Here is a 22,640-nt window from a genome sequence, read left to right as displayed (position 1 = left end):
CAATCGGTCAGGTCGTCGACCGAACGATGAGGCGGGCGATGTCGGCGGACTCCGGCTCCGGCTCGGCGGGATACCCCAGCTCTCTGCGGACGGCGGCGAGCGCGACGTCGGCCACCACGTGCGGCTCGAACTGCACCGTGGTCAACGGCGGCGTGCTCACCACCCCCATCGGGCTGGCGTCGACGCCGATGACGGCGAGGTCGTCCGGGCAGCGCAGCCGCGCCTGGTGCATGCCGTACAACACGACGCACGCGATCTCGTCGCTTTGCGCGCAGACCGCGGTGACGCCGTCGCGCACCCAGCCGGTGACCACTTCGGTGGCGGTCTCGGGCGTGACCACGCCGACGGCCAGCGGCGGCAGCTCGCGCTTTCGGGTCGCGTGTGACACGCCGTCGAACCAGTACTCGCCGAGCGCGCGCCGCTTGTGAATTCCCGTGTAGGCGAAAGCCATTCGCTGATGACCGCGGGAGACCAGGTGCTGCACCCGTAATTCACCGACCAAGAGATGCGGTTCGCCGAGGGTGGGCAGCGTGCCGATGTAGATGTGCGGTATGCCCGCGGCCCGAACCGCGTCGCGGGCGGCGGCCGGGAGCGGGAACAGGCTCGCGACCGCGAGTGGGTCGAGGTTCTCGATCGCATCGACGACATGTCGATCGTCGTCGGTCTCGAAGATTTGCACCTGCAGCAGGCCCAGGCGCGCCAGCGCGGTGGTCATCCGGCTGCCGGCCTGCATCGGCAGCTCGCCCAGCGCCACGTGCGGGACCACGTACAGCACCACGCCGCTCTTCCCGCGGGCGAGATTGCGCGCGGCCAGATTGGGTCGATAGCCCAGTGACGCGGCGGCGTTCTGGACGGCCTCGCGTGTTTGCGGGGAGATCCTGCGGCCCTCCGCATTGTTCAGAACATAGCTGACGGTCGCCGTCGAAACCCTGGCCAGCCGGGCGACGTCGGCATTCGTCGGCCGCACAGCCTTGTTTGCTGTCAACGCGCTTTCACCCCCCGGACCCCGCCATCGCCAATGGTGGCATGCACTGCCGATCGCCGGGCGGGATCCGACGATCTCGCTCCCTCGAATCATCGGCGAAATCAGCGGACTAATAGTCACTCATTACGGACGACAACGCCGAGGGGCGGCAGGTCCAGAAATTAGCTGACTGGCGCGGAATTCCTGCGCTTTATCCGAGAGCGGCGCCCGCGGCGCGCGTTGACAGTGTGACTGGAATCATTGTCTACTAGTCGCAGTATCCGAGGAGTGTGGCATGAATAAAGACGATCTGATCCTGATCAGCGTGGATGACCACATCGCCGAACCGGCCGACATGTTCGACGCCCACGTCCCGGCCAAGTACAAGGACCGTGCCCCCCGCGTCGTTCTCGAGCCCGACGGCATCCAGCAGTGGTACTACGGCGACGTGCGCGGGCGGAACATGGGCCTCAACGCCGTCGCGGGCAAGCCCCGCGAGATGTACAACATCGACGCCTCGCGGTACGACGAGATGCGGCCGGGCTGCTTCAACGTCGACGAACGGGTCCGCGACATGAACGCCGGCGGCCAGCTGGCCGGATTGAACTTCCCGAACTTCACCGGCTTCTCCGGCCAGGTGCTTAACCAGGGTCCCGATCGCGACGTCAACCTGGTGATGATCAAGGCCTACAACGACTGGCACGTCGACGAGTGGTGCGCGGCATACCCGGGGCGGTTCATCCCCTGCGGCATCCTGCCACTCTATGACGTGAACGAAGCCGCCAAGGAGGTCAAGCGCTTGGCGGACAAGGGATGTCACGCAGTGACGTTCTCGGAGAACCCAGAGGCGCTGGAAATGCCCAGCATTCATACCAAGTACTGGTACCCGCTGTTCGAGGCGGTCTGCGAAAACAAGACGGTGCTGTGCACGCACGTGGGCTCCGCGTCGCGGTCACCGCAGGTGTCCACCGATGCCCCGCCCAGCGTCCAGATGACGGCGTCGTCGATGATGAGCATGTTCACCTTCACCGAGCTGATCTGGGCCGAATTCTGGTCCGATTTCCCGCAATTGAAGTTCTCCCTGACTGAGGGCGACGTCGGCTGGATGCCATACTTCCTCTGGCGGGCCGAGCACGTGTACAACCGCCACTCGGGCTGGACGCTGGCGAGTTTCCCGCCCGGCTACGACGGGCCGAGCGACGTGTTCAAGCGGCACTTCTACACCTGCTTCATCAGCGACAAGGTCGGTGTGCGGAACATGGACTGGTTCAACGAGGACATGCTGTGCTGGGAGTCCGACTTCCCGCACTCCGACAGCAACTGGCCGTTCGCACCCGAGGACATCGTCACGACCATGGGCCACCTCGACGACGCGGTGATCGACAAAATCACCCACGAAAATGCCATGGCTGCATACTCATTCGACCCGTTCCAATACATCCCGAAGGAGCACGCCCGTGCCGGGCAGCTGCGTGCGCAGGCCACCGACGTCGACGTGGTCACCCATGTCGGGCGCCAGGCCAGCCAGCGTGACCGCGACGCGTGGACGCGGATGACGCAGTTCGCCCTGCAGGCGCAGGACTCGGCCCAGGCGCCCGCGGCGGTCGAGGTGGCCGGCATCGCCGGGCGCGCCACCACCCCGGGTAACTGAGCGTGCCAGCCGAGGCGCCGTTCGCCGACTGGCGTGTCTTGGAGTTGTCCAACGGGATTGCCGTGTCGTACGCGGCGAAGATGTTCGCCGACGCGGGCGCCGAGGTGGTGAAAGTCGAGTCGCCGCAAGGTGATTGCCTGCGCACGAGGTCGGCCGGCGGGCGGCCCGGGGCGCTGTTCGGCTACCTGGCCGCCGACAAGAAATCGATCGTCGCCTCCGATCAGGCCGACGTCCGTCCGCTGTTGGCCGGGGCCGACGTCATCCTCACCGACCTCACCGACGGCTGGACGCTCGACGGCATCACCGCGCACACCGGCGCGTCGGCGGTGGTGGTCTGCGTGACGCCGTTCGGAACGACGGGGCCCTACGTCGACCAGGGCGTGGTGGCCAACGAATTCATCCTGCAGGCGCTGTGCGGTTCGATCGCCGGACGGGGCTGGCCGGACGACGAGCCCGTGCAGGCCGGCGGCCAGCTCGGCGACTGGCTGGCGGGCACGTTCGCCGCGGCGGTCGGCGCGGCGTCGGCCAGGCATGCCGCCCGGGGCGGTCGCGGCGAGGTCATCGACGTGTCCGCCTACGAGGCGATGGTGATCGCGATGGGTGGCCTGCCCGCCATGTCGGCCAGCGTCCTGGGGGCCGATTCCCTGATCAGCCAGCGCAGCCTGGAGCTGCCGTCGATAGTTCCGACGGCCGACGGCCTGGTGGGCTTCTGCACGATCACCGCACAGCAGTTCCAGGACTTCCTGGTGATGATCGATCGCGCCGACCTGGTCGACGATGCCGATCTCGCGTCGTTCGCCGGACGGGTCGCGCGCCGCGACGAGTTCCTCGGCATGGTCACCGAGTGGACCCAGGCCCGCACCACCAGCGAGATCGTCGAGCTCGCCGTGGCGTTCCGAATCCCGGTGGCGCCCATCGCCACTCCCGTGACCCTGCCCGGGGTCGATCACTTCGTGCAACGTGGGGTGTTCGTCGAATCGGAGCTCGGCGTGCTGCAGCCCCGGGTGCCGTACCGCGGCGAGGCCGTGACGACCAAGCCGCCCGGGCGCCCGCCGCTGCTGGGCGCCGACACCGGCCGGGTGCACTGGCCGCCCCGCCCACAGCGACCCGGGCCCGCCGACCCGGACGCGCTTCCGTTGTCCGACATACGGATCACCGACTTCACCGCGTTCTGGGCCGGCCCCGTCGCGACCCAATTCCTCGGCGCGCTCGGCGCCGACGTACTCAAGCTCGAGGGCGTCCGCCGCCCGGACGGCATGAGGTTCTCCGCCGGCCGCCCACCGGACTGGGACCAGTGGTGGGAATGGGGACCGGTCTTCCTGTGCAGCAACAGCAACAAGCGCGACGTCAGCGTCGAACTCAGCACGGACGACGGACGCGCGCTCGCGCTGGAGATCATCGCCGCGAGCGACCTGGTCCTGGAGAACTTCTCGCCCAGGGTGATGGAAAACTTCGACCTGGGCTGGGATGCCGTCGCGGCGGCCAACCCCCGCGCGATCATGGTGCGGATGCCGGCCTTCGGCCTAGACGGCCCGTGGCGCGACCGGGTGGGCTTCGCCCAGACGATGGAGCAGGCGACCGGAATGGCATGGACGACCGGGCATTCCGACGGGCCACCGGTGATCCCGCGCGGGGTGTGCGACCCGATCGCCGGCCTGCACGCCGCCTTCGCCGCCGTCGCGGCGCTGGTGGTCCGCGACCGGCAGGGCGCGGGCATGCTCGTCGAATCGACGATGGTGGAGTCGGCGCTGAACGTGGCAGCCGAGATGCTGGTCGAGTACTCGGCTCACGGAATCGAGCTGCGGCGCGCGGGAAATCGCGCGGTCGGCGCGACACCGCAGGGTGTCTATCGTTGCGCCGGCGACGACGACTGGGTGGCCCTGACGGCGATCGACGACGGCGCCCGAGAGTCGTTGGCGCACCTCGTCGGCAGGCCCGAGCTGGGCGCGGACGAGTCTAGCTGGCGCGAGCGCGCCGACGACATCGACAAGCTGATCGCCGACTGGGCCGCGGGGCGCCCGCTGGCCGACGCGGTGGGCGCGCTGCGCGGCGCGGGGATACCGGCGGCACAGGTGACGGATTCGCCTGCGCTGCTGAGCAATCCGCAGCTGCTCGCGCGGGGGTTCTGGGAGACGGTCGACCACCCCGTCGTCGGCTCCTTCCTGTGCACCGGTATGCCGTTCGCCTTCCTCGGCAAACCCCGGCGCTGGATTCGCCGGGTGCCGCCGCTGTACGGCCAACACAGTGACGAGGTGCTGACCGGCCTGCTGGGCCACGGCCCGGAACAGGTGGCGGCGTTACGCGCGGCGGGGGCCACCAGTATGCGGCCGGCCGGCCTGTGAAGGGGCACTGACATGGCCGTGACGTTGTGTGTCCCGCCGCGCGCCGGCGAGCTGTGTGCCCCGGTGCGGTTCCTGGTCCGCCAGGACTCCGTCGTGATGGAGCTGACCGCCCGGCACCGGATCACCAGCGTTGAATGGGACGAGCGCGAGCGCGCGGTGGCGATGGTCGTCGAGATCACCGACCCGCAGACCGCACGGCCGGTCGACGTCCGCATCGACGTCTTGGAAAGGGGCGCAGCGGCAGGCACCGAACCCGACGACGCGCGTACGACGATCATCGGCACCGTCGCGCGCGACGGCCGAGACTTCGATGTGCTGGGCACCTACCTCGGAGTGGTGGCAGATGAAAACTGAAGGGCCCGAACCGATCAGAATGGAGCAAGGTTGAGCGCGAGAAAGCGCACCGCGGCCATCGTCGGGGTGCACAACACCCGGCAGGGACGCCGCCTGGACGGAGAAACCTCACGTGGCCTGGCGCTCAAGGCGATCCAGGGCGCACTCGGCGATGCGGGCCTGAGCCTGGACGACGTCGACGGAATCAGCGCGGGTCCGCTGTCCACCGCGCTGATCTACGACCTGCGGATCGGCCCGGCGTGGCAGGGGCTGGCGTTCGGGGTCGGCATGATCACCGAGGCGGCGACCGCGATCGAGCACGGCATGGCCGACGTGGTGGTGCTGGTCGCCGCGCAGGCCGGCGAGTACCGCGACCACGAGGCGACGGCCCCGTGGACCAGACCCGAGAACGAATTCGTCGCGCCGTGGGGGATGTTCACCACCGCGGAGTTCGCGCTGATCGCGCGGCGGCACATGCACCGCTACGGCACCACCCGCGAGCAGCTGTCGATGGTCGCCGCGACGATCCGCAACAACGGGTCGCAGAACCCGGAAGCCGTTTATTACCAACGCGGTCCGTTCATGCCCGACGACATCACCGCCTCCCGGCCGATCGCGGACCCGTTCCATCTCCTGGACTGCGCCACCACCTCCGAAGGGGGCTGCGCGCTGGTCGTGGCCAACATCGACGAGATCGACTGTGACAGCCAGCCGATCTACGTGTTGGCCAGCGGCGCGGACTTTCACGGCCCGTCGTATCAGCACCCGCCGGCGTGGGATCTGGCCGGCCGCCGTGGCGACCACGTCAACGGTCAGGTCGGCGCCCGCGCCGCCGATCTCGCCTTCAGTTATGCCGGCCTGCGCCGCGACGACGTCGACGTGCTGGAACTCTACGATCCGTTCTCCTTCGAAATCATCCGGCAAATAGAGGCATTCGGCTTCTGCGACGAGGGCGAAGGCGGGCCGTTCGTCGCCGACGGCAACATCGCCATCGACGGCAGCCACCCGATCACCACGGACGGAGGAACCATGTCCTTCAGCCACGCGGGCTCGAATCCGCAGATGATGCAGCGCGCCATCCGCGCCGTCCAGCAGCTGCGCGGCGAGGCCGGCGCCCTGCAGGTGCCCGACGCGCACATCGCCTTCTGCAGCAACGGGGGAGCGGGTGCCCTGTTCACCACCCTGCTGATCCTGGGAGACGAGCGACCATGACCACCGAGCGCCTGCGCCCACAGACCGGCCCCGTTCCGCACGCCAGCAGTCAGATCAGCGTGCCGTTCTGGCAGGGCTGCCGCGACGCGGAGCTGCGCTATCAACGCTGCGAGTCATGCGGCCTGGCCAACTTTCCGCCGACCGAGCATTGCCGCCAATGCCTTTCGCCCGAACTGGACTGGGCCACCGGCGAGGGCGTGGGCGAGATCTACAGCTGGACGGTGGTCTACCGCCCGGTGTCGCCCGAGTTCGAACCGCCCTACGCCCCGGCGATCGTCACGCTCGACGAGGGCTACCAGATGCTGACGAACGTCGTCGGCGTGGCGCCCGAGGACCTGGCGATCGGAATGCGCGTACGGGTGCAATTCCATGTGATCGACACGGACCTGACGCTGCCGTACTTCACCGAGTTGTCGTGAGTCCCGCCCGCACCAGCAACGGCCTGCCGGTCACCGCTTACCTGGTGCTGGGCGTGCTGGCGGCCAACGACGAACAACTGACGGCCGGCGAGATCAAGCTGCGCGCCGAACTGTCGGTCGGCCACTTCTACTGGTCGCCCTCGGTCAGCCACGTGCGCCGCGAGCTGACCAGGCTGCTGGCGCGCGGCATGGTCAGCGAGATCGGCGCCCAGTCCGGCAAGCGGGCGATCACCCTTTACGAGACAACGGATTCCGGGCTCGACGCGCTACGGCGCTGGGTCCAGCACTTCCCGGGTCAGGACCAGGTCGTGATCAAGCACCCGGTCATCCTGAAGACCTGGCTCGCGCGCGGCGAGGATCCCGAGCGCATCGTCGACACGCTGGATCGGCACCTCGAGGCCACCCGGTCTCGGCTGGACGAGGCGTTGTGGTCGCGGCAGCGGTCGCGTGAGCTCGGCATCGTCGACGACCCCGACCAACGGTTTTCGTTCGCCGTCCTGGACTACGCGATCCGCGGGTTGTATGCGGAGATCTCCAACATTTCGCAGCTGCGCGACGAAATCTCCAGCGGCACAAGCCGAGATCCCGTCACCCGGGTGCGACGGGCGAAGGGGCAGATCCGGCGTCGGGCACCGAAGAGCTAGGTCGATAGGCAGTACCCCGTGGCTCGCGTACCCACAGGATTTCGTCCGCGCCGACGGCCGTTCCCTGGCCGATCAACTGGCGCTTGAGAACCTTGTGGGTGGCCGTGCTGGGCAGGTCGGTCGCGATACGCACGTAGCGGGGCCGGGCCTTGGGGGACAGGTCGTGCTGCGCACCGAGAAACGCCTCGAACTCGACGGGATCGAGGTGCTGGCCCTCGTTCAGCACCACCGCCGCCATCACCTGATCGCCGACGTGTCCGTCCGGGACGGCGTACACCGCCACCCGGTTGATCACGCCGTGCCGCAACAGGATTCGCTCGATCGGGGCCGCCGCCATGTTCTCGCCGTCCACCCGCATCCAGTCGGCGGTGCGACCTGCCAGGTAGATCCAGCCGTCGGCGTCGCGGTAGGCCAGGTCGCCGGACCAGTACATGCCGTGGCGCATGCGTTCGGCGTTGGCCTCGGGGTCGTTGTAGTAGCCGGTGAAAAAGCCCGACCCCGCGGTGTTCACCAACTCGCCCACGGCGTCGTCGGCGTTGACCAGCGCGCCGGTGGCGTCGAAGCGCGCCACCGCGCACTCGGTGATGGTGTCGCTGTTGTAGATCGCGATTCCGTCGATGCCCCGGCCGATCGAGCCCTTCGGGGTGCCCTCTTCCCGGATCACGATGACCGCGTTCTCCGTCGAGCCGAAGCCGTCCTCCACCTGCACGCCGAACCGGCGCCCGAACTCCGCGATGTCCTTGTCGTTGGCCTCGTTGCCGAACGCCACCCGCAGCGGGTTGTCGGCGTCGTCGTCGCGTTCGGGGGTGGCCAGGATGTAGGCCAGGGGCTTGCCGACGTAGTTCATGTACGTGGCGCCGTAGCGGCGGACCTCGTCGAAGAAACTGCTCGCCGAGAACTTCGCCGGCACCAGCGCGGCGCCGGAACAGACGGCGGGCGCCCAGCCCGCGACGACCGCGTTGGAATGGAACAGCGGCATGGATACGTAGCAGGTGTCCTGCTCGGTCAGCGCGAAGCGCTGCACCAGGTTGGTCCCGGCGAACATCGCCATCAGGTGAGATACCTGAACCGCCTTGGGATTTCCGCTCGTCCCGGAGGTGAAGATCATCATGAAGGCGTCGGTCGCTTCGACGTCGCGGTGTGGCACCAGTTCGCCTGCGGCGCCGATGAATTCGTCCCACTCCGGCGTCGAGCTGTCGAGGATCTGCGTCGCCCCGAGGTCCAGGCCGTCCAGCAGCGGTCGGTGCTCGGCGTCGGTCACCACGTATTGACAGTCGGCGCGCCGGATGTCGGCGGCCAGCGCCTCGCCGCGCCGGGTGTTGTTCAGGCCACACAACACATAGCCGCCCAGCCCCGCCGCCGCCATCTGCGCGCACATCTCCGGGGTGTTGCCCAGCAGCGCGCCGATGTGCATAGGCCGTTGCGGATCGGCGGCACCGATCAGGGCCGCGGCCCGGGCCGACGCCGCCGCCAGGTACTCGCTCCAACTCCATTGCAAGTCGCGGTGTTTCACGGCGACATTCGAATCGGACAAGCGCCGGCGCAGGTACGCCTGCATCGTGTCGTCAGTCATCGGCTCCGATCCACCTCCGCTATCCGCCCATACACGAGACGAGACGGTCCGTCTTATAGTAGCGGGCGATCGACGACGCCTAGCCGCCCACCATCATCAGGCCGCCGTCCACGGCCAGCAGCTGACCGGTGATGAAGCCCGAGCCGGCGCCGGCCAGGAAAACCAGCATCGGGCCGACGTCGCGCGCCGGATCGCCCAGCGCCCCACCGAGCGGAATCATCATCTTCATCTGCTGGTCGATCAGGGCGGCGGCCTCGGGCCCGAGGAAATCCCGAAGGCGGTCGGCACCCGGTGTCTGCACCGCGGGCGCCAGGGAGTTGACGGTGATGTTGTCGGCGGCCCATGCCTTGGCGGCCGATCGCGTCCACGCCTGCACCGCGCCCTTGGTCGCGGCGTAGACGGCCGAAATAGGGCTGCCCATAACGGCTTCCGACGACCCGAAGTTGATGATCCGGCCGCCCTTGGGGTCCTGGTCTTTCATGACGCCGTAGGCGGCCTGGTTGGTGAGGATGGTGGCCTTGATGTTGGTGTCGAGCAGGAACGAAATGTCGTCGGCCCCGATGTAGCCCGGTATCCCGGCCTGCCACAGGCCCGCGGCGTTCACCAGGACGTCGAGCCCGCCGAGGCGCTCCGCGGCCTGGTGCACCATCGCCGAAACGGCGTCGGCGTCGCGCACATCGCACCGCAGCCAGGTCGCGGCGAGACCCTCCGGGGGCGGCGTGTTGTGGTGGGTCGCGGCGACCGCGGCACCGGCGGCGGTGAGGACCTCGACCGCCGCCGCGCCGATGCCGGTCGCCCCGCCGGTCACCAGGATCCGCCGGTCTTTGAGCGCCTGCGTCGTCTCTGACATGGGCGAAACGCTATACGGCCAGCGCAGTGACCACTACACCGCCCGGAATGGACCTCGCTAGGTGCGCACCGCGATGTCCGACAGCAGCTGAGCGAGCCGATCCGGCCGGTCCACCATCGAAAATGTGCGGGCCCCGTCGATGACCTCGAGCCGTGCGTTCGGAATGATCGCGGCCAGTCGTTCGCCGTCCGCGAGTTCAAAGAACGTGTCGTCGGCCGACCACGCGATCAGCGTCGGTTTGTCGAACTCGGGCAGCCGGGCCGCGACGTTCATGGTGACCTCGGTGCGCAACGAGAGCGTCAACTGACGCAGGTCCTCGGCGACTGCCGAGTCGGCTATCCCCGGTTGTACCCAGGCCTCGGTGAGGTGGTCGATGTTGCAATGCGCCAGGCCGTCGTACGCGCGCTTGCGCACGGCGGGCACCCGCATGGCCTGGGCCACGGCCCGGAAACTCGTCTTGGACTTGGCCGCCAGGATCACCGGCTTGAGGATCGGCGGCGGAAAGTGTTCGAACGCATCGCAACTCGTCAGGACGAGCGCACCGAGGCGTTCGGGATGGTGCACCGCGACCAGCTGCGTGACCACGCCACCGGTGTCGTTGCCTACCAGCACGACGTCCTCGAGGTCGAGGGCGTCGAGGAACTCGGCGACGATGCGGGCGACACCGGTGACGGTCCGGTCGGCACCGGGCCGCATCGGCTGTGGGTGCGCGCCGAGCGGCCAGGTGGGGGCGATGCAGCGCAGGCCGACGGCGGCGAGCCGTTCGCTGACGTCGCGCCACAATTCGCGGCCCATCATGTAGCCGTGCACGAACACCACGGGCCTGCCGTGCTCTGGTCCGGTTGCTTCGTAATGGATGGTTCCGGCACTAATGTCGATCGTCGACATAGATGACTCCTACTCGAGAACGTATTTACAAACAGACTGTCTGTTCGTAAGTTACCAACAGGTTGTATGGAAATCAAGAGACGGACCCAGGAGGAGCGCTCCGCGGCGACCCGCGACGCGCTGATCGCGGCTGCCCGCACGCTGTGGGGCCTGCGGGGCTATGCGGAAGTGGGGACGCCGGAGATCGCCGCGACGGCCGGGGTGACCCGCGGCGCGATGTACCACCAATTCGCCGACAAGGCAGCGCTATTCCGCGAGGTCGTCGAGGTGGTGGAGCAGGACGTGATGGCACGGATGGCCACCATCGTCGCCTCGTCGGGCGCGGCGTCGCCGGCCGACGCCATCCGCGCCGCCGTCGACGCCTGGCTCGAGGTCTCCGGCGATCCGGAGGTGCGCCAGCTGATCCTGCTGGATGCGCCGAGCGTGCTCGGCTGGGCCGGCTTCCGCGACGTCGCCCAGCGGTACAGCCTGGGCATGACCGAACAGATGCTCGTCGAGGCGATCAAGGCGGGCCAGCTCGCCCGTCAACCCACCCGGCCGCTGGCCCACGTGCTGATCGGCGCGCTCGACGAGGCCGCCATGGCCATCGCCACCGCCGACGACCCGAAACGGGCTCGCCGGGAGACCAGGCAGGTGCTACAGGGGCTCATCGACGGGATGCTGCGGATTCCACACGCCGACTAAAGGTCTTGGTGGACAAGGACTTCAGCCGCCGCGAACCTGGGCAACGCCCGCGATGACGCCCTGGATGAGCCGGTCGAGATGCTCGGCATTGTCGACGGCCGGTTGGCCCGCCACGAACGTCATCATCACCCCGTTGATGAACGCCAGGGTGGCCAGCGCCTGATCCTCGACCAGCGTGGGGTCCGGGGTGTTGCCCGCGGCGTGCCACTGCGTGACGACCTCCCGGGCCAGCGTGTAGAGCCGGTCGGAGGACTCGTCGAGCCTGGTCGCCAATTCGGTATCGCGGCTGGCGAGCAACATGAGCTCGTAGCGCGCCCTGGCGCGGGTCAGCCAGGGTTCGCTGTTGACGTACATGACGATCCGGGCCAGGCCGGCGGTGCCGCTGAATTGCTCGGACGACGAGCCCGCGAGCTCGGTCATCAACGAGAAGTCGGCGACGTCGAGGTCGGTCAGCCGCGTCGCGACCGCCTGCAGCAGCGCCTTGCGGGTGCGAAAGTAGAACGACGTGCTGCCCGCCGGCACGTCGGCGCGCTCGTCGACTTTCGGATGGCTGACGCCGTGGACGCCGTCGCTGCCCAGCAGTTCGATCGCGGCGTCGGTGAGCTGTCGACGCCGCTCGGCCGAATTGTGTTTCCTACGTGCAGCGATGTCTCAAGTCTAAAACTGACCGCAGTTGGGCGCGGTGGGCTCGCCGTTGAATCGGGCGGCGATCCACTGCATGGCGGGTTCACCGTCGACGAGCATCGGCAGGGCGTGGTTGATCACGAGCTTGTTCAGGAACGGCGGTTCCTCATTGGTGCGGAATTCAACGTCGGCACCCTGGGCGCACCAGTCGTTGGCGAGTTGCACGACGGGACCGTGCGGCACCAACGGGTCGTAGCGGTTGCTGTTGAGCAGCACCGGGGTAGTGGGTTTGTAACGTCCGAGTTTTTGCTCGTCGAAGAGTGTGTTGAACGGTTCTTCGTTGACCAATTGAGTGAGGTCTTCGGTGAAGTACGGCTGCAGATGTCGAAACATGAAGTCCAGCAACGTCTGTCCGACGCACTGGCGGGACGCCGATTCCAGCATCGCCAGCCCGCGGGGTGTCATCTTCGAGCGGATGACGTCGGCGAACTCCGGGTATTCGGCCATCACGCCGTTAAGCGCGTAGCCGACCACACCGACCAGGACGCTGCCGTCGGCGTAGGGCAGCAGTTCTTTCAGATTGGCCGGGGGCGCGCCCGCGTAGGTGCCCACGATGTGCAGCTCCGGGGCGTATGACGGGGCCAGTTCGGCGGCCGAGGCCGTTGCCCCGCCGCCCTGCGAGTAGCCCCAAAAAGCCACGGGCCCATGCGGATCCAATGATGTCTCCGGCAGACGCATGGCCGCGCGGGCGGCATCGAGCACGGCCTGTCCCTCGGCTACGCGTCCCACATACGTGTGCATCGACGGGGTGCCCAGCCCCTCGTAGTCGGTCATCACGATGGCGAAGCCGCGGGCCACCATGGTGGCCACGAACAGCTCTTCGTAGTTGAACATGATGTCCCAGCCACCCGAATAGTGGATGCCCTGGTTGAACATTCGCGACGGGGCGCACTGGTTGCCCTGGCCCTGGGTTCCGGGCGCGTAGCTGATCAACGGCCGCGGCCCGTTGCCGGGCCACGCGTTGTAGGGTTCGAAATAGGTGCCGGTCACCGCGATCGGATTGCCGCGAGTGTCGGTGCTGCGGTACATGATTCGCGTGCCGGTGGCCATGATCGCGCCCAGCTGACCCGACGGCTCCAGGACCAGCCGCGACGGTTCGGTGCGGATCAGGTCACCGGGCTGGCCGGGGGGCAGCGGATCCGGCGGGGTGTAGAACTCGGCGTACTGCGGCTCGTCCCCGCCGTCCGCCCGGGCAGTACCGGCGCCGATCAGTGCCGAACCGAACACGAGCAGGACGGCGACAATTCCCCCAAACCGGCGCATCACGAAAAGGTAACAATGGACCACCCATCAGCGGAAGGGGAATCTCTAAAATTTTAGAGATTATCTCGGCTGGGTGCTTTACCGGTGGCTTTGGGCAAAGAATTGCCAGATGGTGTCGGTGGCATCCAGCGCGGTCGACGGCGCGGCAATTCCGGCGATCCCCTGGACCAGCGGGCTGGGCTCGCCTCCTGGCCACTGATGGCCTGCGTCCGCGACGGAGATCAACTCGACGGTGCGCCCGTCGGCGCAGCTCGCCGTCTGGGTGGTCACGCTGCCGGTGGTGCTCGACGTGGGTTGTCCGCACGCGTCGATGCCCCGCCAGGTGGCGTTGACCGCCTCGACCGACGGCCCGTCGACCCGCGGATTTCCGTTGGCCGCGAACGCTTTACCGGGCCCGCCGTTGTAGGGAACTCGGTCGTCGGCGGTGCCGTGGATCTGCAACACCGACGTCGGCCTCGCGTGGGAACAGTCGGTCAGCAGCGTCCCAGCGACGGGCGCGATCGCGGCGAACGTGTCGGTCTGGCAGCCGAGCCGAAGGGCCATCATCGCTCCGTTGGACATCCCGGTGGCATAGACCCGGGCCCGGTCGATGGGAATCTGTTGCTCGATGGCCCCCACTATGGCCGTGATGAAGCCGACGTCGTCGGTGTTGACGTGTTGCGGCTCCCCGCAACATGTTCCGGCATTCCAGGCGCGGTTGAGTCCGTCGGGGTAGGCCACCAGGAAATGGCCACCGTCGGCCTCGCTGTCCCAGTGATAGGACCGCTCGGCCTGGGCGCCGGTGCCGAAGCCGCCGTGCAGCATGACCACCAGGGGCGCCCCGTCGGGCAGGCCTTGCGGCCGGTACACGTTGAAAGTCCTGCTGACGCCGCCCACCGCGATGGTCTGGGTCGAATGGCCGAGCGGAATCGACTGGGCGCCAGGCGTTCCCAGCGCGTGCCCACCGCCCAGGCAGCCTCCCAGCACCACCACCAAAGCCGGAAGCAGAAGCGAGCTCAGTGCGCGGACGAAGCGTGATCGCATGACGCCATCGTGACAGCCGGCACGGATTTTGACAAGTAGCTTGTCAATCTGGACTCGGATGGCACACTCTCTGTTCATGGATGCCGAGTGGAAACCCACCGTGCCTGCGCTGGTGAACCTGGTTGCGGCGTCCGGGGCGCCGCAGTTGAGGGCGGCCTTCGCGGCGGCCGGCCTGGACGGCATCCGCCCGGCGCAAGCCGTCGCCCTGGTGCCGCTGGCCGCCGGCGCGCTGCACGCGTCGGCCCTGGCCGACCGGCTCCGGGTGACCCGGCAGGCGGTTGCCCAGGCAGTGGCGGCCCTGGAGCGGCACGGCTACGTCACTCGGGTGCCCGACCCCGCCGACGCCCGCGTCCGACTCATCGAGCTGACCCCGCGCGGCCGTGAGGTGTTACGCGTAATGCGTGCCAATGCACTCGATTTGGAGAAGAGATGGCAGCGGGTGCTGGGCAAGGAGCGGTTGGCGGAGTTCCGCGAGACGTTGGTGCAATTGCTGTCGGCGGCGCCCGGCGACTGACGCGCTAAGGCGTCCGCAGGAAGACGTCGTTGAGCGTGACCGTGCGCAGGTTGCGCTCGCGGATGGTGTCGAGGAGTTCGGGGTAGACGTGCGTGACGGGCGGGTGGTTGAGGTGCCCGATCACGATGGCCTGCGGGACGAAGTACTCGTCGGCCATCTTGACGATGTATTCCTCGGTGATCAGCGTCGAGTCCGACAGCGAGCCCGACCACAGCGTCGGGACGGTGTAGCCGAGTTGGTTGGCCACCGCGTCGACGGCGGCGTTGTGCTTGCCGTAGGGCGGCCGGTAGTACGGCTTCGCTCCGATGCCGTAGGTGTTCTTCAGGAACTGGTCGTTGCGCTTGAGCTGGTCTTCGACCTTGTCCTGCGGCACCGTCGTCAGATCCGGGTGCGACCAGGTGTGGTTGCCGAGCTGGATCTGTCCGGAGTCGACCAGTGGGCGCAGCATCTCGCGATTCTCGGTCCACGAGTCGTAGATGCCGTTGACGAAGAAGGTCATCCGGATGCCGGTGTCCTTGGCGAGCTGCGTGTAGGCGCGCACGACCTCGCTGTTGACCCCGTCATCAAGAGTCAGCGCGAGCAAATCTCCGTCTCCGGGGATCTTCATCAGTGCGCCGCCGCCCGGCAGCGGGATGCGCGCGCTCAGCGGCGGTGGCGGCAGCAGCCCCCCGGCGGAGGGCGGGGCGATCGGCCCGGAGGTTGCGGCGCCGGCGTCCACTGGCGCCGCGAAGGTGCGCGGTTGCGGGTCGACGATCAGGCGAGCTGCGCCGACGCCGGCAACGGTGGCCGCTGCCAGCGACCCCAGGAAACGGCGGCGATTCAGCTCAGGCATGGCGGCGGGGCATTTCGGTTCCGGTCGGTGCGGTGCGCGACGGAGGAACCCCCCACGGGGACTCCGACCTCGACAAACATCGCATCCACAGCAGCGAACCGTACCACTCAACCGCGGATTACGTCGGCGACGTTACGGGAGGGTCAGCTGGGATTAGCGTTGCAAATTTATAACGGTCAGGGCCTGAATCAGTGCGGTTCGCCGCCGCCGCGCTGCGGTAACGCCACGGGGTCGACGTTGGGGGTCCCCAGCGTCGAGGCGAGCCAGGGCAGCGCCGCCTCGAACGCCCCCGCAGCAAACGGCCAGTCGTGCCTGCCCGGCTGGGTCACCACCGCGCAGTCGATGCCATGCGCCCCGGCGATCGTGCACAGTGCGTTCGCGGCGGCGTCCTGGCCCTCCGGGTTGGCCGCGGACGTGCTTTCGAGGTCCGGCTCGGCCGCCTGCGCGACGCTGTGCGCGCCGGGCGGGGCGGGGACGTCGAACCAGCCCGACAGCCCGGTGTAGCGACCGTGCCTGGTCATGACGCTGATCGGGTCGAACTCGGGCCAGGCGCGGGCGTCGCCGCCGAACAGCCGGGCGATGGTCTGGTCCATCGGGCCGATGCCGGGGCGGATGTCGCCGGCGATGTCCACGAAGGCGCGGAACAGCTCGGGGTGCAGCACGGCCAGGGTGACGGCGCAGGTGCCGCCCATCGACCAGCCGGCCACGCCCCAGTTGGCGCGGTCGGCGCTCACCCCGAAATTGGAGGCGACGAACGGCACCACGTCCTGGGTCAGGTGGTCGGCGGCGTTGCCGCGGCTGCCGTTGACGCATTCGGTGTCGTTGTCGAACGATCCCGTGGAGTCGACGAACACCAGCACCGGCGAGAAGCCGTGATGCGCGGCGGCGAAGTTGTCGATGGCGGTGAAGGCACCGCCGGGTCCCAGCCAGTCGGCGGTGGTGTTGAAGGCCGAGCCGATCATCATCACCGCGGGCAGCCGGGGCGGCGGGTTGCTGTTGAACCACGCCGGCGGCAGGTACACCAGTTCCTGCCGGTGCGGAAAGTGGGACTTGTCGGCGTCGATGTTGATCGGCACGACGACGCCCTTGGTCGGCTTGGTCCCGGCGAGCTGCATCTCGGTGACCCGCAGCCGGTCGATCTGGTCGGGCAGGGGCACTGACGTCAGCTGATTCCACGCGCTGAGGGCCGTGGGGAAATAGCCGACCCAATCGTTGAGGGCCAGGCCCGCGCACAGCACGCACAGCGGCACCGAAAGCACCGCCACGCCACGACGCCACCACCGGATCCCCCGCCACCCGAGCAGCAACAGGGCGGCGGTCAGCCCGCTGGCCGCGATCCACAGCCACAGCGCCACGGGTGCCGGGTCGCCGGCCACCCCGATGGATCCGATGTACCAGTACGCCAGGCCCGCCGTCGCGGCCGAGGCGATCAGCGCGGCAGGCAGCGCTCGCTTAAACCAGCTGCTTCGGCGCCAGTCGACGGCGGTGACGGCGACGAGCACCGCGAGGACCTGCAATGCCGGTGGCAACCAACCGTGCAGCAAGGACAGCTGTCCGAAGAATTCGCGCAACGATGAGAGCCTTCGCTAAATCCGATTGTCGCGCGTTCACGCGCCGTGGTCGCCGGGCCGGTGGGCCAGGTCAACTATCCCACATCGCCTTGCGCGGTCAGGCTGGCGAAGGAGCGCAGCCGCAGGCTGTTGCCGACGACGAAGACGCTCGAAAACGCCATCGCGGCGCCCGCGAGCATCGGGTTGAGCAGGCCGACGGCGGCCAGCGGGATGGCGGCGACGTTGTAGCCGAAGGCCCAGAACAGATTCGCCTTGATCGTCGCGAGTGTCCTGCGGGAGAGCCCGATCGCGTCGGCGGCGGCGCGCAGGTCGCCGCGCACCAGGGTGAGGTCCGCGGCTTCGATCGCCGCGTCGGTGCCGGTGCCCATCGCCAGCCCCAGATCGGCGGTGGCCAGGGCCGCGGCGTCGTTCACCCCGTCGCCGACCATCGCCACGACCTTGCCCTCGGACTGCAGACGTTTGACCGCCGCGACCTTGTCGGCGGGCAACACCTCGGCGATGACCTGGGTGATGCCGACCTCGTCGGCGATGCGCCGCGCGACGGCCCGGTTGTCACCGGTCAGCAGCACCGGCGTCAATCCCAGCCGCTCGAACTGCCGAACGGCCTCGGCGCTGCTGGGTTTCACGGCGTCGGCGATCACCAGCAGCCCGCGGGTGCCGCCGTCCCAGCCGACCACGACGGCGGTCTTGCCGTCACCCTCGGCGCGAGCCTTGGCCTCCCGCAGCGTCGCGGCGTCATCTTCGGCCCAGTCGGCCAGCAGGCTGTCCCGGCCGACGACCACCTCGTGGCCGTCGATAATGCCTTGCACGCCTTGGCCTTTGAGGTTGGTGAAGCCCTCGGCCGAGGGGAGCGTGCCGAGTTCGGCCTTGGCGGCCTTGGCGATTGCCTGCGCGACGGGGTGTTCGGAGGCGTCCTCGAGGGCCCCGGCGTAGCGCAGCAGCGTCTCGCGATCGGTGTCCGCTCGGGCGATCACGTCGACGAGCGTCATCTTGCCGGTGGTCACGGTGCCGGTCTTGTCGAGCACGATCGTGTCGACCCGGCGGGTCGACTCCAGCACCTCGGGCCCTTTGATGAGCACACCGAGCTGGGCCGCGCGGCCGGTACCGACCAACAGCGCGGTCGGCGTGGCCAGGCCGAGCGCGCACGGGCAGGCGATGATCAGCACCGCGACCGCGGCGGTGATCGCCGCGGTGAGCGGGAAACCGGCGAGCAGCCAGGCGGCCAGCGTGGCCACGGCGATCGTGATGACGATAGGAACGAACACGCCCGCGACGCGGTCGGCGAGCCGCTGCACCTTGGCCTTGCCGGCCTGGGCCGCCTCGACCAGCGTGGCCATCTGCGCCAGCTGCGTCGCGTCGCCGACCCGGATGGCGCGCACGACCAGGCGACCGCCGACGTTCACGGTGGCGCCGGTGACCGCGTCGTCGGGACCCACCTCGACGGGCATGGATTCGCCGGTCAGCAGTGAGGCGTCCACGGCCGACGAGCCGGAGACGACGAGGCCGTCGGTGGCGATCTTCTCGCCGGGACGCACGACGAAGAGGTCGCCCACCCGCAGTTGGTCAACGGGGACGCGGATCTCGATGCCGGGGCCGTCGGGGCTCAACATGTCGCTGCGCAGCACCGCGACGTCCTTGGCGCCGAGCTCCAGCAGCGCGCGCAGTGCGGCGCCCGCGCGCCGTTTGGCGCGCTTTTCGAAGTAGCGGCCGGCCAGCACGAACAGCGTCACGCCCGCGGCGACCTCGAGGTAGATGCTGCCCGCGCCGTAGCTGCGGGCGGCCGTCAGTTGGAAGTGGTGATGCGTGCCCGCGTCGCCGGCGGTCCCCAGGAACAGGGCGTACAGCGACCACAGGAACGCCGACAGCGTTCCGACCGAGACGAGGGTGTCCATCGTGGCCGCGCCGTGCCTGAGGTTGGTCCAGGCGGCCGCGTGGAACGACTGGCCCGCCCACAGGACGACGGGTGTGGCCAGCGCCAGCGAAGCCCATTGCCAGTAGCGAAATTGCAGGGCCGGGATCATCGCCATGGCGATCACCGGGGTGGCGAGCACGACGGCGGCGATCAGCCGGGTCCGCAGCGATGCCAACTCGGCGTCGTCGGGCCCGGCTCGACCGTCGCGGTCGGCGCCAAGTCCCGGCAGGGCCGCGGTGTAGCCGGCCCGTTCGACCTCGGCGACCAGCGCCTGGGGATCGAAACCGGACGGCGCGGTCACGGTGGCCGATTCGGTGGCGTAGTTGACCGACGCGTCCACGCCGTCGAGCTTGTTCAGCTTCTCCTCGATGCGCGCCGCGCACGAGGCACAGCTCATCCCGGTGATCTCGAGCCTGAAGCTGCTCTTCTCAGCCGGTGAAGCGGTCACCTGGCAAATTCTGCCTTCTTCGGGCACGTGCTGCCGCCGGGGGTATTCGCTCGTGGTCATGACGCCTCCAGATGCCCCGGGCGGGGCAAGCTACCTACGTCACCACATATACCCCCACGGGGTATTGACGTCAACCGCGCCGAGGGGTCACTGCCGCAGGTGGGAACCGCCGCCGATGTACCAGACCTGGCCGGTGATCCACTCGGCCTCTTCGGAGAGCAGGAAGGTGGTGACCGCGGCGAGGTCGTCGGGCGTGCCCAGCCGGCTGGTCTTGCCGAACATCAGGAAGGCCTGCTGCAGCGCCAGGTCGTTCTGCCGTTCCTGTGTCTCACCCATTACCAGGCCGGGCATGACGCCGTTACTCCGGATGTTGTGCGTGCCCCAGTTGACGGCCACGTGGCGGGTGAGGTGATTGACGGCGGCCTTGGAGGCGCCGTAGGCGACGTGCTGCGGGTCGCTGCCCAGAGCGGCGCCCGACGACGTGTTGACGATGCTGCCGCCGCCCGCCTCCAGCAGGTGGGGCAGGACGGCTTGAATGGTGCGGACGTAGCCCAGCAGGTTCACGTCCAGCGTGCGCTGCCACACGTCCATCTCGGTGTCGAGGATGGTGGTGTCGCGGCCGAGGTTGTGTTCCGAGAGGTCGGCACCGACGTTGTGCAGGCCGTGGATGCCACCGAACTCCGCGATGGTGCGCTCGACGAGGTGTTGCACCGAGCGCGTATCGGAAAGGTCGAACTCGACGGCGATGGCCCGGCCGCCGGACCCGGCGACGTGTTCGGCGGTCGCGGTGGCGCCCGCGATGTTGATGTCACCGACGGCGACGCAGGCGCCTTCTGCGGCAAGGCGTTTGGCGGTGGCCGCGCCGATGCCGGTCGCGCCGCCTGCGACCAGGAAGGTCTTGTCCTTCAGCCCGCGCATCAGACGTAACCGACGCCGATGTCGACCGAGAGCTGGGTCGCGGTGACGAATTTGGATTGGTCGGAGGCCAGCCACGCGACCGCATCGGCAATGTCCTCGGGCTGCGCGATACCTTCGGGCAACAGAGGTTTATGCATGCCCTGGAGGTGGGGGTAGTCGTCGGCGGCCGACTGCAAGGCCTCGCGCATCCGGCCGGTGCCCATCGGCGTGGAGACCGCCCCGGGGTTGAGGCTGTTGACCCGGATGTTGTACCGGCCGAGCTCCGCCGCGAAGGCGCGGGCCATCCCGACGACGGCGTGTTTGCTTGCCGTGTAATGGATCATGAACGACTGCATCTTGATGCCGGCGGCGGAGCCGACGAGAATGATCGAGCCCCCGCGGCCGCCGTCGACGATGTGCTGCGCGCCGGCCATGACGGTGTTCCAGGTGCCAATCACGTTGGTGTCGATGGTGTCCCGGAACGCCTGCGGGGTGATTTGATCCCACGGCGACGGGCAGCAGATCCCCGCATTGGCGACGATGACATCGAGACGACCGAGGTCGCCGACCGCCTGGTCGACTGCCCCCTTGAGCGCGTCGATGTCGCGGATGTCGACCGCCGCGGCGATCGCCTTCCTGCCGTTGGCGCGCACCAGGTCCGCCGTCTCGGCGAGGTCATCGAGGGTCGGCGAATCGTAGGGAACGCTGGACGGCAACGGGCCCGCGATGTCCACCGCGATAATGTCGGCGCCCTCGGCCGACAGCCGCACGGCGTGCGCCCGGCCCTGGCCGCGGGCGGCGCCGGTGATCAGCGCCACCCTGCCTGAAAGTGGTTGACTCACAATGTCCTTCCTAGTCGCGGGCGATCTTGTCAAGCGGATTGGATCGCTCGAGCATGCCGTAGGCTTCCTCTCCGTCCCAGCTGTATCGCACACCGGCCTGCTGTACCGCGGGGAAGCTGGCCATCTCCTGCTTGAGGGCCTGCATCGAGTACATGTCATCGTTGTGATGGATATCGTGCGTGGAAAAGACTGTCTCACCGGCAATTTCGATCGTGCCATCGGCGGTCTGCAACACCAGCGAGACATCTTCGCCCAGCGGTCGCAGCCGGGTCAGCCACGGCGCCTGCACGGCCCGGGCCGGAATCAGGCCGCCGTCGCCGGTGAAGACGAATCCCTCGTTGAAGGTGGGCTGGCCGTCGGGGCGGGGCGGGTAGGCGATGTAGCCGAACGCCCGGCCACTGGGAAACACCGCCGACTGCCAGCAGTGCCCCCAGAACCCGGCCAGCTTGCGAACCCCGGTGCGACGGATGCGCAACCCGCTGCCGGTGAATGTGTACCGCTCGTCGCCGATGCGGAATTCACCTGTGGCAGTGAACAACTGCTCGTAGCGCGGGCCGCCCATCATGTCGCCGACGTTCGACGTGCGCAGCTGCGTGTCGGCATCGGACTGCAGCGCGCCCTGCACCCAGGGCGGCACGGCCATCTTCGCCTCGACGTGGAAGCCGATGTCCACGGTCGGGCCGTCCTTCTTGCCGTCGACCAGATCGGCTGACGACGTCTGCACGGCGGGGCCGTCGTAGGACATCGTCCAGGTGTCGAAGGGCTCGGCGCACCGAAACGTCAAACCCCCGGCGCCCAGCACGCTGGCCCGGCCGGCGGAATCCTGTGCGGGCAGCGACGCCCCGTTGGACCGCAGCCGATACACGCGGCCGTCGGGGAAGGCGACGTTGAGCTGGATGTCGTGGGAGTCCCAATTCGCGCCGACGGCCTCGATCCCGATGCGGGGCAGCCCGATCGCCCCGCGGTCGTCGACGACCCAGAAGCTCACCGAGTCGCGCATCTCCGGGTCCTGCGGCCGCTGCGCCAACATGAACTCACGCGACGGGTCGATGCCGCCGGTCAGGTCAATCGCCATCAAATATCCTTTGCCCTCG

The 22,640-nt window shown here is 68.5% G+C and carries 21 protein-coding genes; 8 read left to right on the top strand and 13 right to left on the bottom strand.

The genetic code is table 11. The annotated features are described in order from the left end of the window. Positions 1-7: 7 nt before the first annotated feature. The gene (locus tag MRAB57_RS07060; RefSeq protein ID WP_077086941.1) at positions 8-985 is read right to left on the bottom strand and encodes a LacI family DNA-binding transcriptional regulator; all 978 of its coding nucleotides are present in this window, start codon (positions 983-985) and stop codon (positions 8-10) included. A 274-nt stretch (positions 986-1,259) separates the two neighbouring features. Here MRAB57_RS07060 and MRAB57_RS07055 point away from each other — a divergent pair, with 274 nt between their 5' ends. From MRAB57_RS07055 to MRAB57_RS07030, 6 genes are read left to right on the top strand one after another with little or no spacing between them, the layout of a single operon-like run. Then, on the top strand, positions 1,260-2,615 hold the full coding sequence (locus tag MRAB57_RS07055; RefSeq protein WP_077086940.1) for an amidohydrolase family protein: 1,356 nt from the start codon (positions 1,260-1,262) through the stop codon (positions 2,613-2,615). A gap of 2 nt (positions 2,616-2,617) precedes the next feature. Continuing rightward, positions 2,618-4,957 carry a CaiB/BaiF CoA-transferase family protein gene (locus MRAB57_RS07050; RefSeq protein WP_077086939.1) on the top strand — a complete coding sequence of 780 codons (2,340 nt, stop codon included), beginning with the start codon at positions 2,618-2,620 and terminating at the stop codon, positions 4,955-4,957. A 12-nt stretch (positions 4,958-4,969) separates the two neighbouring features. Beyond that, positions 4,970-5,311 carry a hypothetical protein gene (locus tag MRAB57_RS07045; protein ID WP_077086938.1) on the top strand — a complete coding sequence of 114 codons (342 nt, stop codon included), beginning with the start codon at positions 4,970-4,972 and terminating at the stop codon, positions 5,309-5,311. Between the two features lie 30 nt (positions 5,312-5,341). Next, a complete protein-coding gene (locus MRAB57_RS07040; RefSeq protein WP_077086937.1) occupies positions 5,342-6,502 on the top strand; it encodes a thiolase family protein in 1,161 nt (386 codons plus the stop codon). Beyond that, entirely contained in the window at positions 6,499-6,921 is a 423-nt protein-coding gene (locus MRAB57_RS07035; protein ID WP_077086936.1) for a Zn-ribbon domain-containing OB-fold protein, read from the top strand. Before MRAB57_RS07040 ends, MRAB57_RS07035 begins: the two co-directional genes overlap by 4 nt. Beyond that, the gene (locus MRAB57_RS07030) at positions 6,918-7,565 is read left to right on the top strand and encodes a PadR family transcriptional regulator (RefSeq protein WP_077086935.1); all 648 of its coding nucleotides are present in this window, start codon (positions 6,918-6,920) and stop codon (positions 7,563-7,565) included. Before MRAB57_RS07035 ends, MRAB57_RS07030 begins: the two co-directional genes overlap by 4 nt. Here MRAB57_RS07030 and fadD1 read toward each other — a convergent pair. The 3 genes from fadD1 to MRAB57_RS07015 all read right to left on the bottom strand — a co-directional run bounded on the left by fadD1 (position 7,510) and on the right by MRAB57_RS07015 (position 10,876). Continuing rightward, on the bottom strand, positions 7,510-9,138 hold the full coding sequence (gene fadD1, locus MRAB57_RS07025; protein WP_077086934.1) for a fatty-acid--CoA ligase FadD1: 1,629 nt from the start codon (positions 9,136-9,138) through the stop codon (positions 7,510-7,512). The two genes, MRAB57_RS07030 and fadD1, sit on opposite strands and share 56 nt — an antisense overlap. 79 nt (positions 9,139-9,217) lie before the next feature. Continuing rightward, entirely contained in the window at positions 9,218-9,988 is a 771-nt protein-coding gene (locus MRAB57_RS07020) for an SDR family NAD(P)-dependent oxidoreductase (RefSeq protein ID WP_077086933.1), read from the bottom strand. A gap of 57 nt (positions 9,989-10,045) precedes the next feature. After that, entirely contained in the window at positions 10,046-10,876 is an 831-nt protein-coding gene (locus MRAB57_RS07015) for an alpha/beta fold hydrolase (RefSeq protein WP_077086932.1), read from the bottom strand. Positions 10,877-10,942: 66 nt separating this feature from the next. Here MRAB57_RS07015 and MRAB57_RS07010 point away from each other — a divergent pair, with 66 nt between their 5' ends. Further along, positions 10,943-11,560: a TetR/AcrR family transcriptional regulator gene (locus MRAB57_RS07010; RefSeq protein WP_077086931.1), complete on the top strand. Its 618-nt coding sequence runs from the start codon at positions 10,943-10,945 to the stop codon at positions 11,558-11,560. A gap of 21 nt (positions 11,561-11,581) precedes the next feature. On the opposite strand, the gene MRAB57_RS07005 is transcribed toward MRAB57_RS07010, so the two are convergent. From MRAB57_RS07005 to MRAB57_RS06995, 3 genes are all read right to left on the bottom strand, one after another. Next, a complete protein-coding gene (locus tag MRAB57_RS07005; RefSeq protein ID WP_245836071.1) occupies positions 11,582-12,142 on the bottom strand; it encodes a TetR/AcrR family transcriptional regulator in 561 nt (186 codons plus the stop codon). Positions 12,143-12,217: 75 nt separating this feature from the next. Beyond that, a complete protein-coding gene (locus MRAB57_RS07000; protein ID WP_173813911.1) occupies positions 12,218-13,507 on the bottom strand; it encodes a lipase family protein in 1,290 nt (429 codons plus the stop codon). A gap of 78 nt (positions 13,508-13,585) precedes the next feature. Further along, a complete protein-coding gene (locus MRAB57_RS06995; protein WP_077086929.1) occupies positions 13,586-14,530 on the bottom strand; it encodes a CE1 family esterase in 945 nt (314 codons plus the stop codon). 58 nt (positions 14,531-14,588) lie between these two features. On the opposite strand from MRAB57_RS06995, the gene MRAB57_RS06990 reads away from it, so the two are divergent. After that, complete coding sequence (locus tag MRAB57_RS06990; protein ID WP_083743318.1) at positions 14,589-15,044, top strand: MarR family winged helix-turn-helix transcriptional regulator; 456 nt, start codon at positions 14,589-14,591, stop codon at positions 15,042-15,044. Positions 15,045-15,048: 4 nt separating this feature from the next. Here the strand turns inward: MRAB57_RS06990 and MRAB57_RS06985 are convergent, their stop codons facing one another. The 6 genes from MRAB57_RS06985 to MRAB57_RS06960 form a co-directional block, all read right to left on the bottom strand. Continuing rightward, positions 15,049-15,867 carry a polysaccharide deacetylase family protein gene (locus tag MRAB57_RS06985; RefSeq protein WP_077090437.1) on the bottom strand — a complete coding sequence of 273 codons (819 nt, stop codon included), beginning with the start codon at positions 15,865-15,867 and terminating at the stop codon, positions 15,049-15,051. Between the two features lie 197 nt (positions 15,868-16,064). Continuing rightward, positions 16,065-17,447, bottom strand: a complete 1,383-nt coding sequence (locus MRAB57_RS06980; RefSeq protein ID WP_077086928.1) for an alpha/beta hydrolase — start codon at positions 17,445-17,447, stop codon at positions 16,065-16,067. A gap of 74 nt (positions 17,448-17,521) precedes the next feature. Then, complete coding sequence (locus MRAB57_RS06975; RefSeq protein WP_108637895.1) at positions 17,522-19,867, bottom strand: heavy metal translocating P-type ATPase; 2,346 nt, start codon at positions 19,865-19,867, stop codon at positions 17,522-17,524. An 87-nt stretch (positions 19,868-19,954) separates the two neighbouring features. Beyond that, positions 19,955-20,725 carry an SDR family NAD(P)-dependent oxidoreductase gene (locus tag MRAB57_RS06970; protein ID WP_077086927.1) on the bottom strand — a complete coding sequence of 257 codons (771 nt, stop codon included), beginning with the start codon at positions 20,723-20,725 and terminating at the stop codon, positions 19,955-19,957. After that, on the bottom strand, positions 20,725-21,546 hold the full coding sequence (locus MRAB57_RS06965; protein WP_077086926.1) for a mycofactocin-coupled SDR family oxidoreductase: 822 nt from the start codon (positions 21,544-21,546) through the stop codon (positions 20,725-20,727). Before MRAB57_RS06965 ends, MRAB57_RS06970 begins: the two co-directional genes overlap by 1 nt. Before the next feature lie 10 nt (positions 21,547-21,556). Then, positions 21,557-22,621 (bottom strand): hypothetical protein, encoded by a 1,065-nt coding sequence (locus MRAB57_RS06960; RefSeq protein WP_077086925.1) that lies wholly within the window; start codon positions 22,619-22,621, stop codon positions 21,557-21,559. Between the last annotated feature and the right edge of the window lie 19 nt (positions 22,622-22,640).

This window comes from Mycobacterium rhizamassiliense, from assembly GCF_900157375.1.
GTDB classification, from domain to species: Bacteria; Actinomycetota; Actinomycetes; order Mycobacteriales; family Mycobacteriaceae; genus Mycobacterium; species Mycobacterium rhizamassiliense.
Note: the sequence above shows the minus strand (reverse complement) of the source record. Positions and strands in the feature narration are given on the sequence as shown.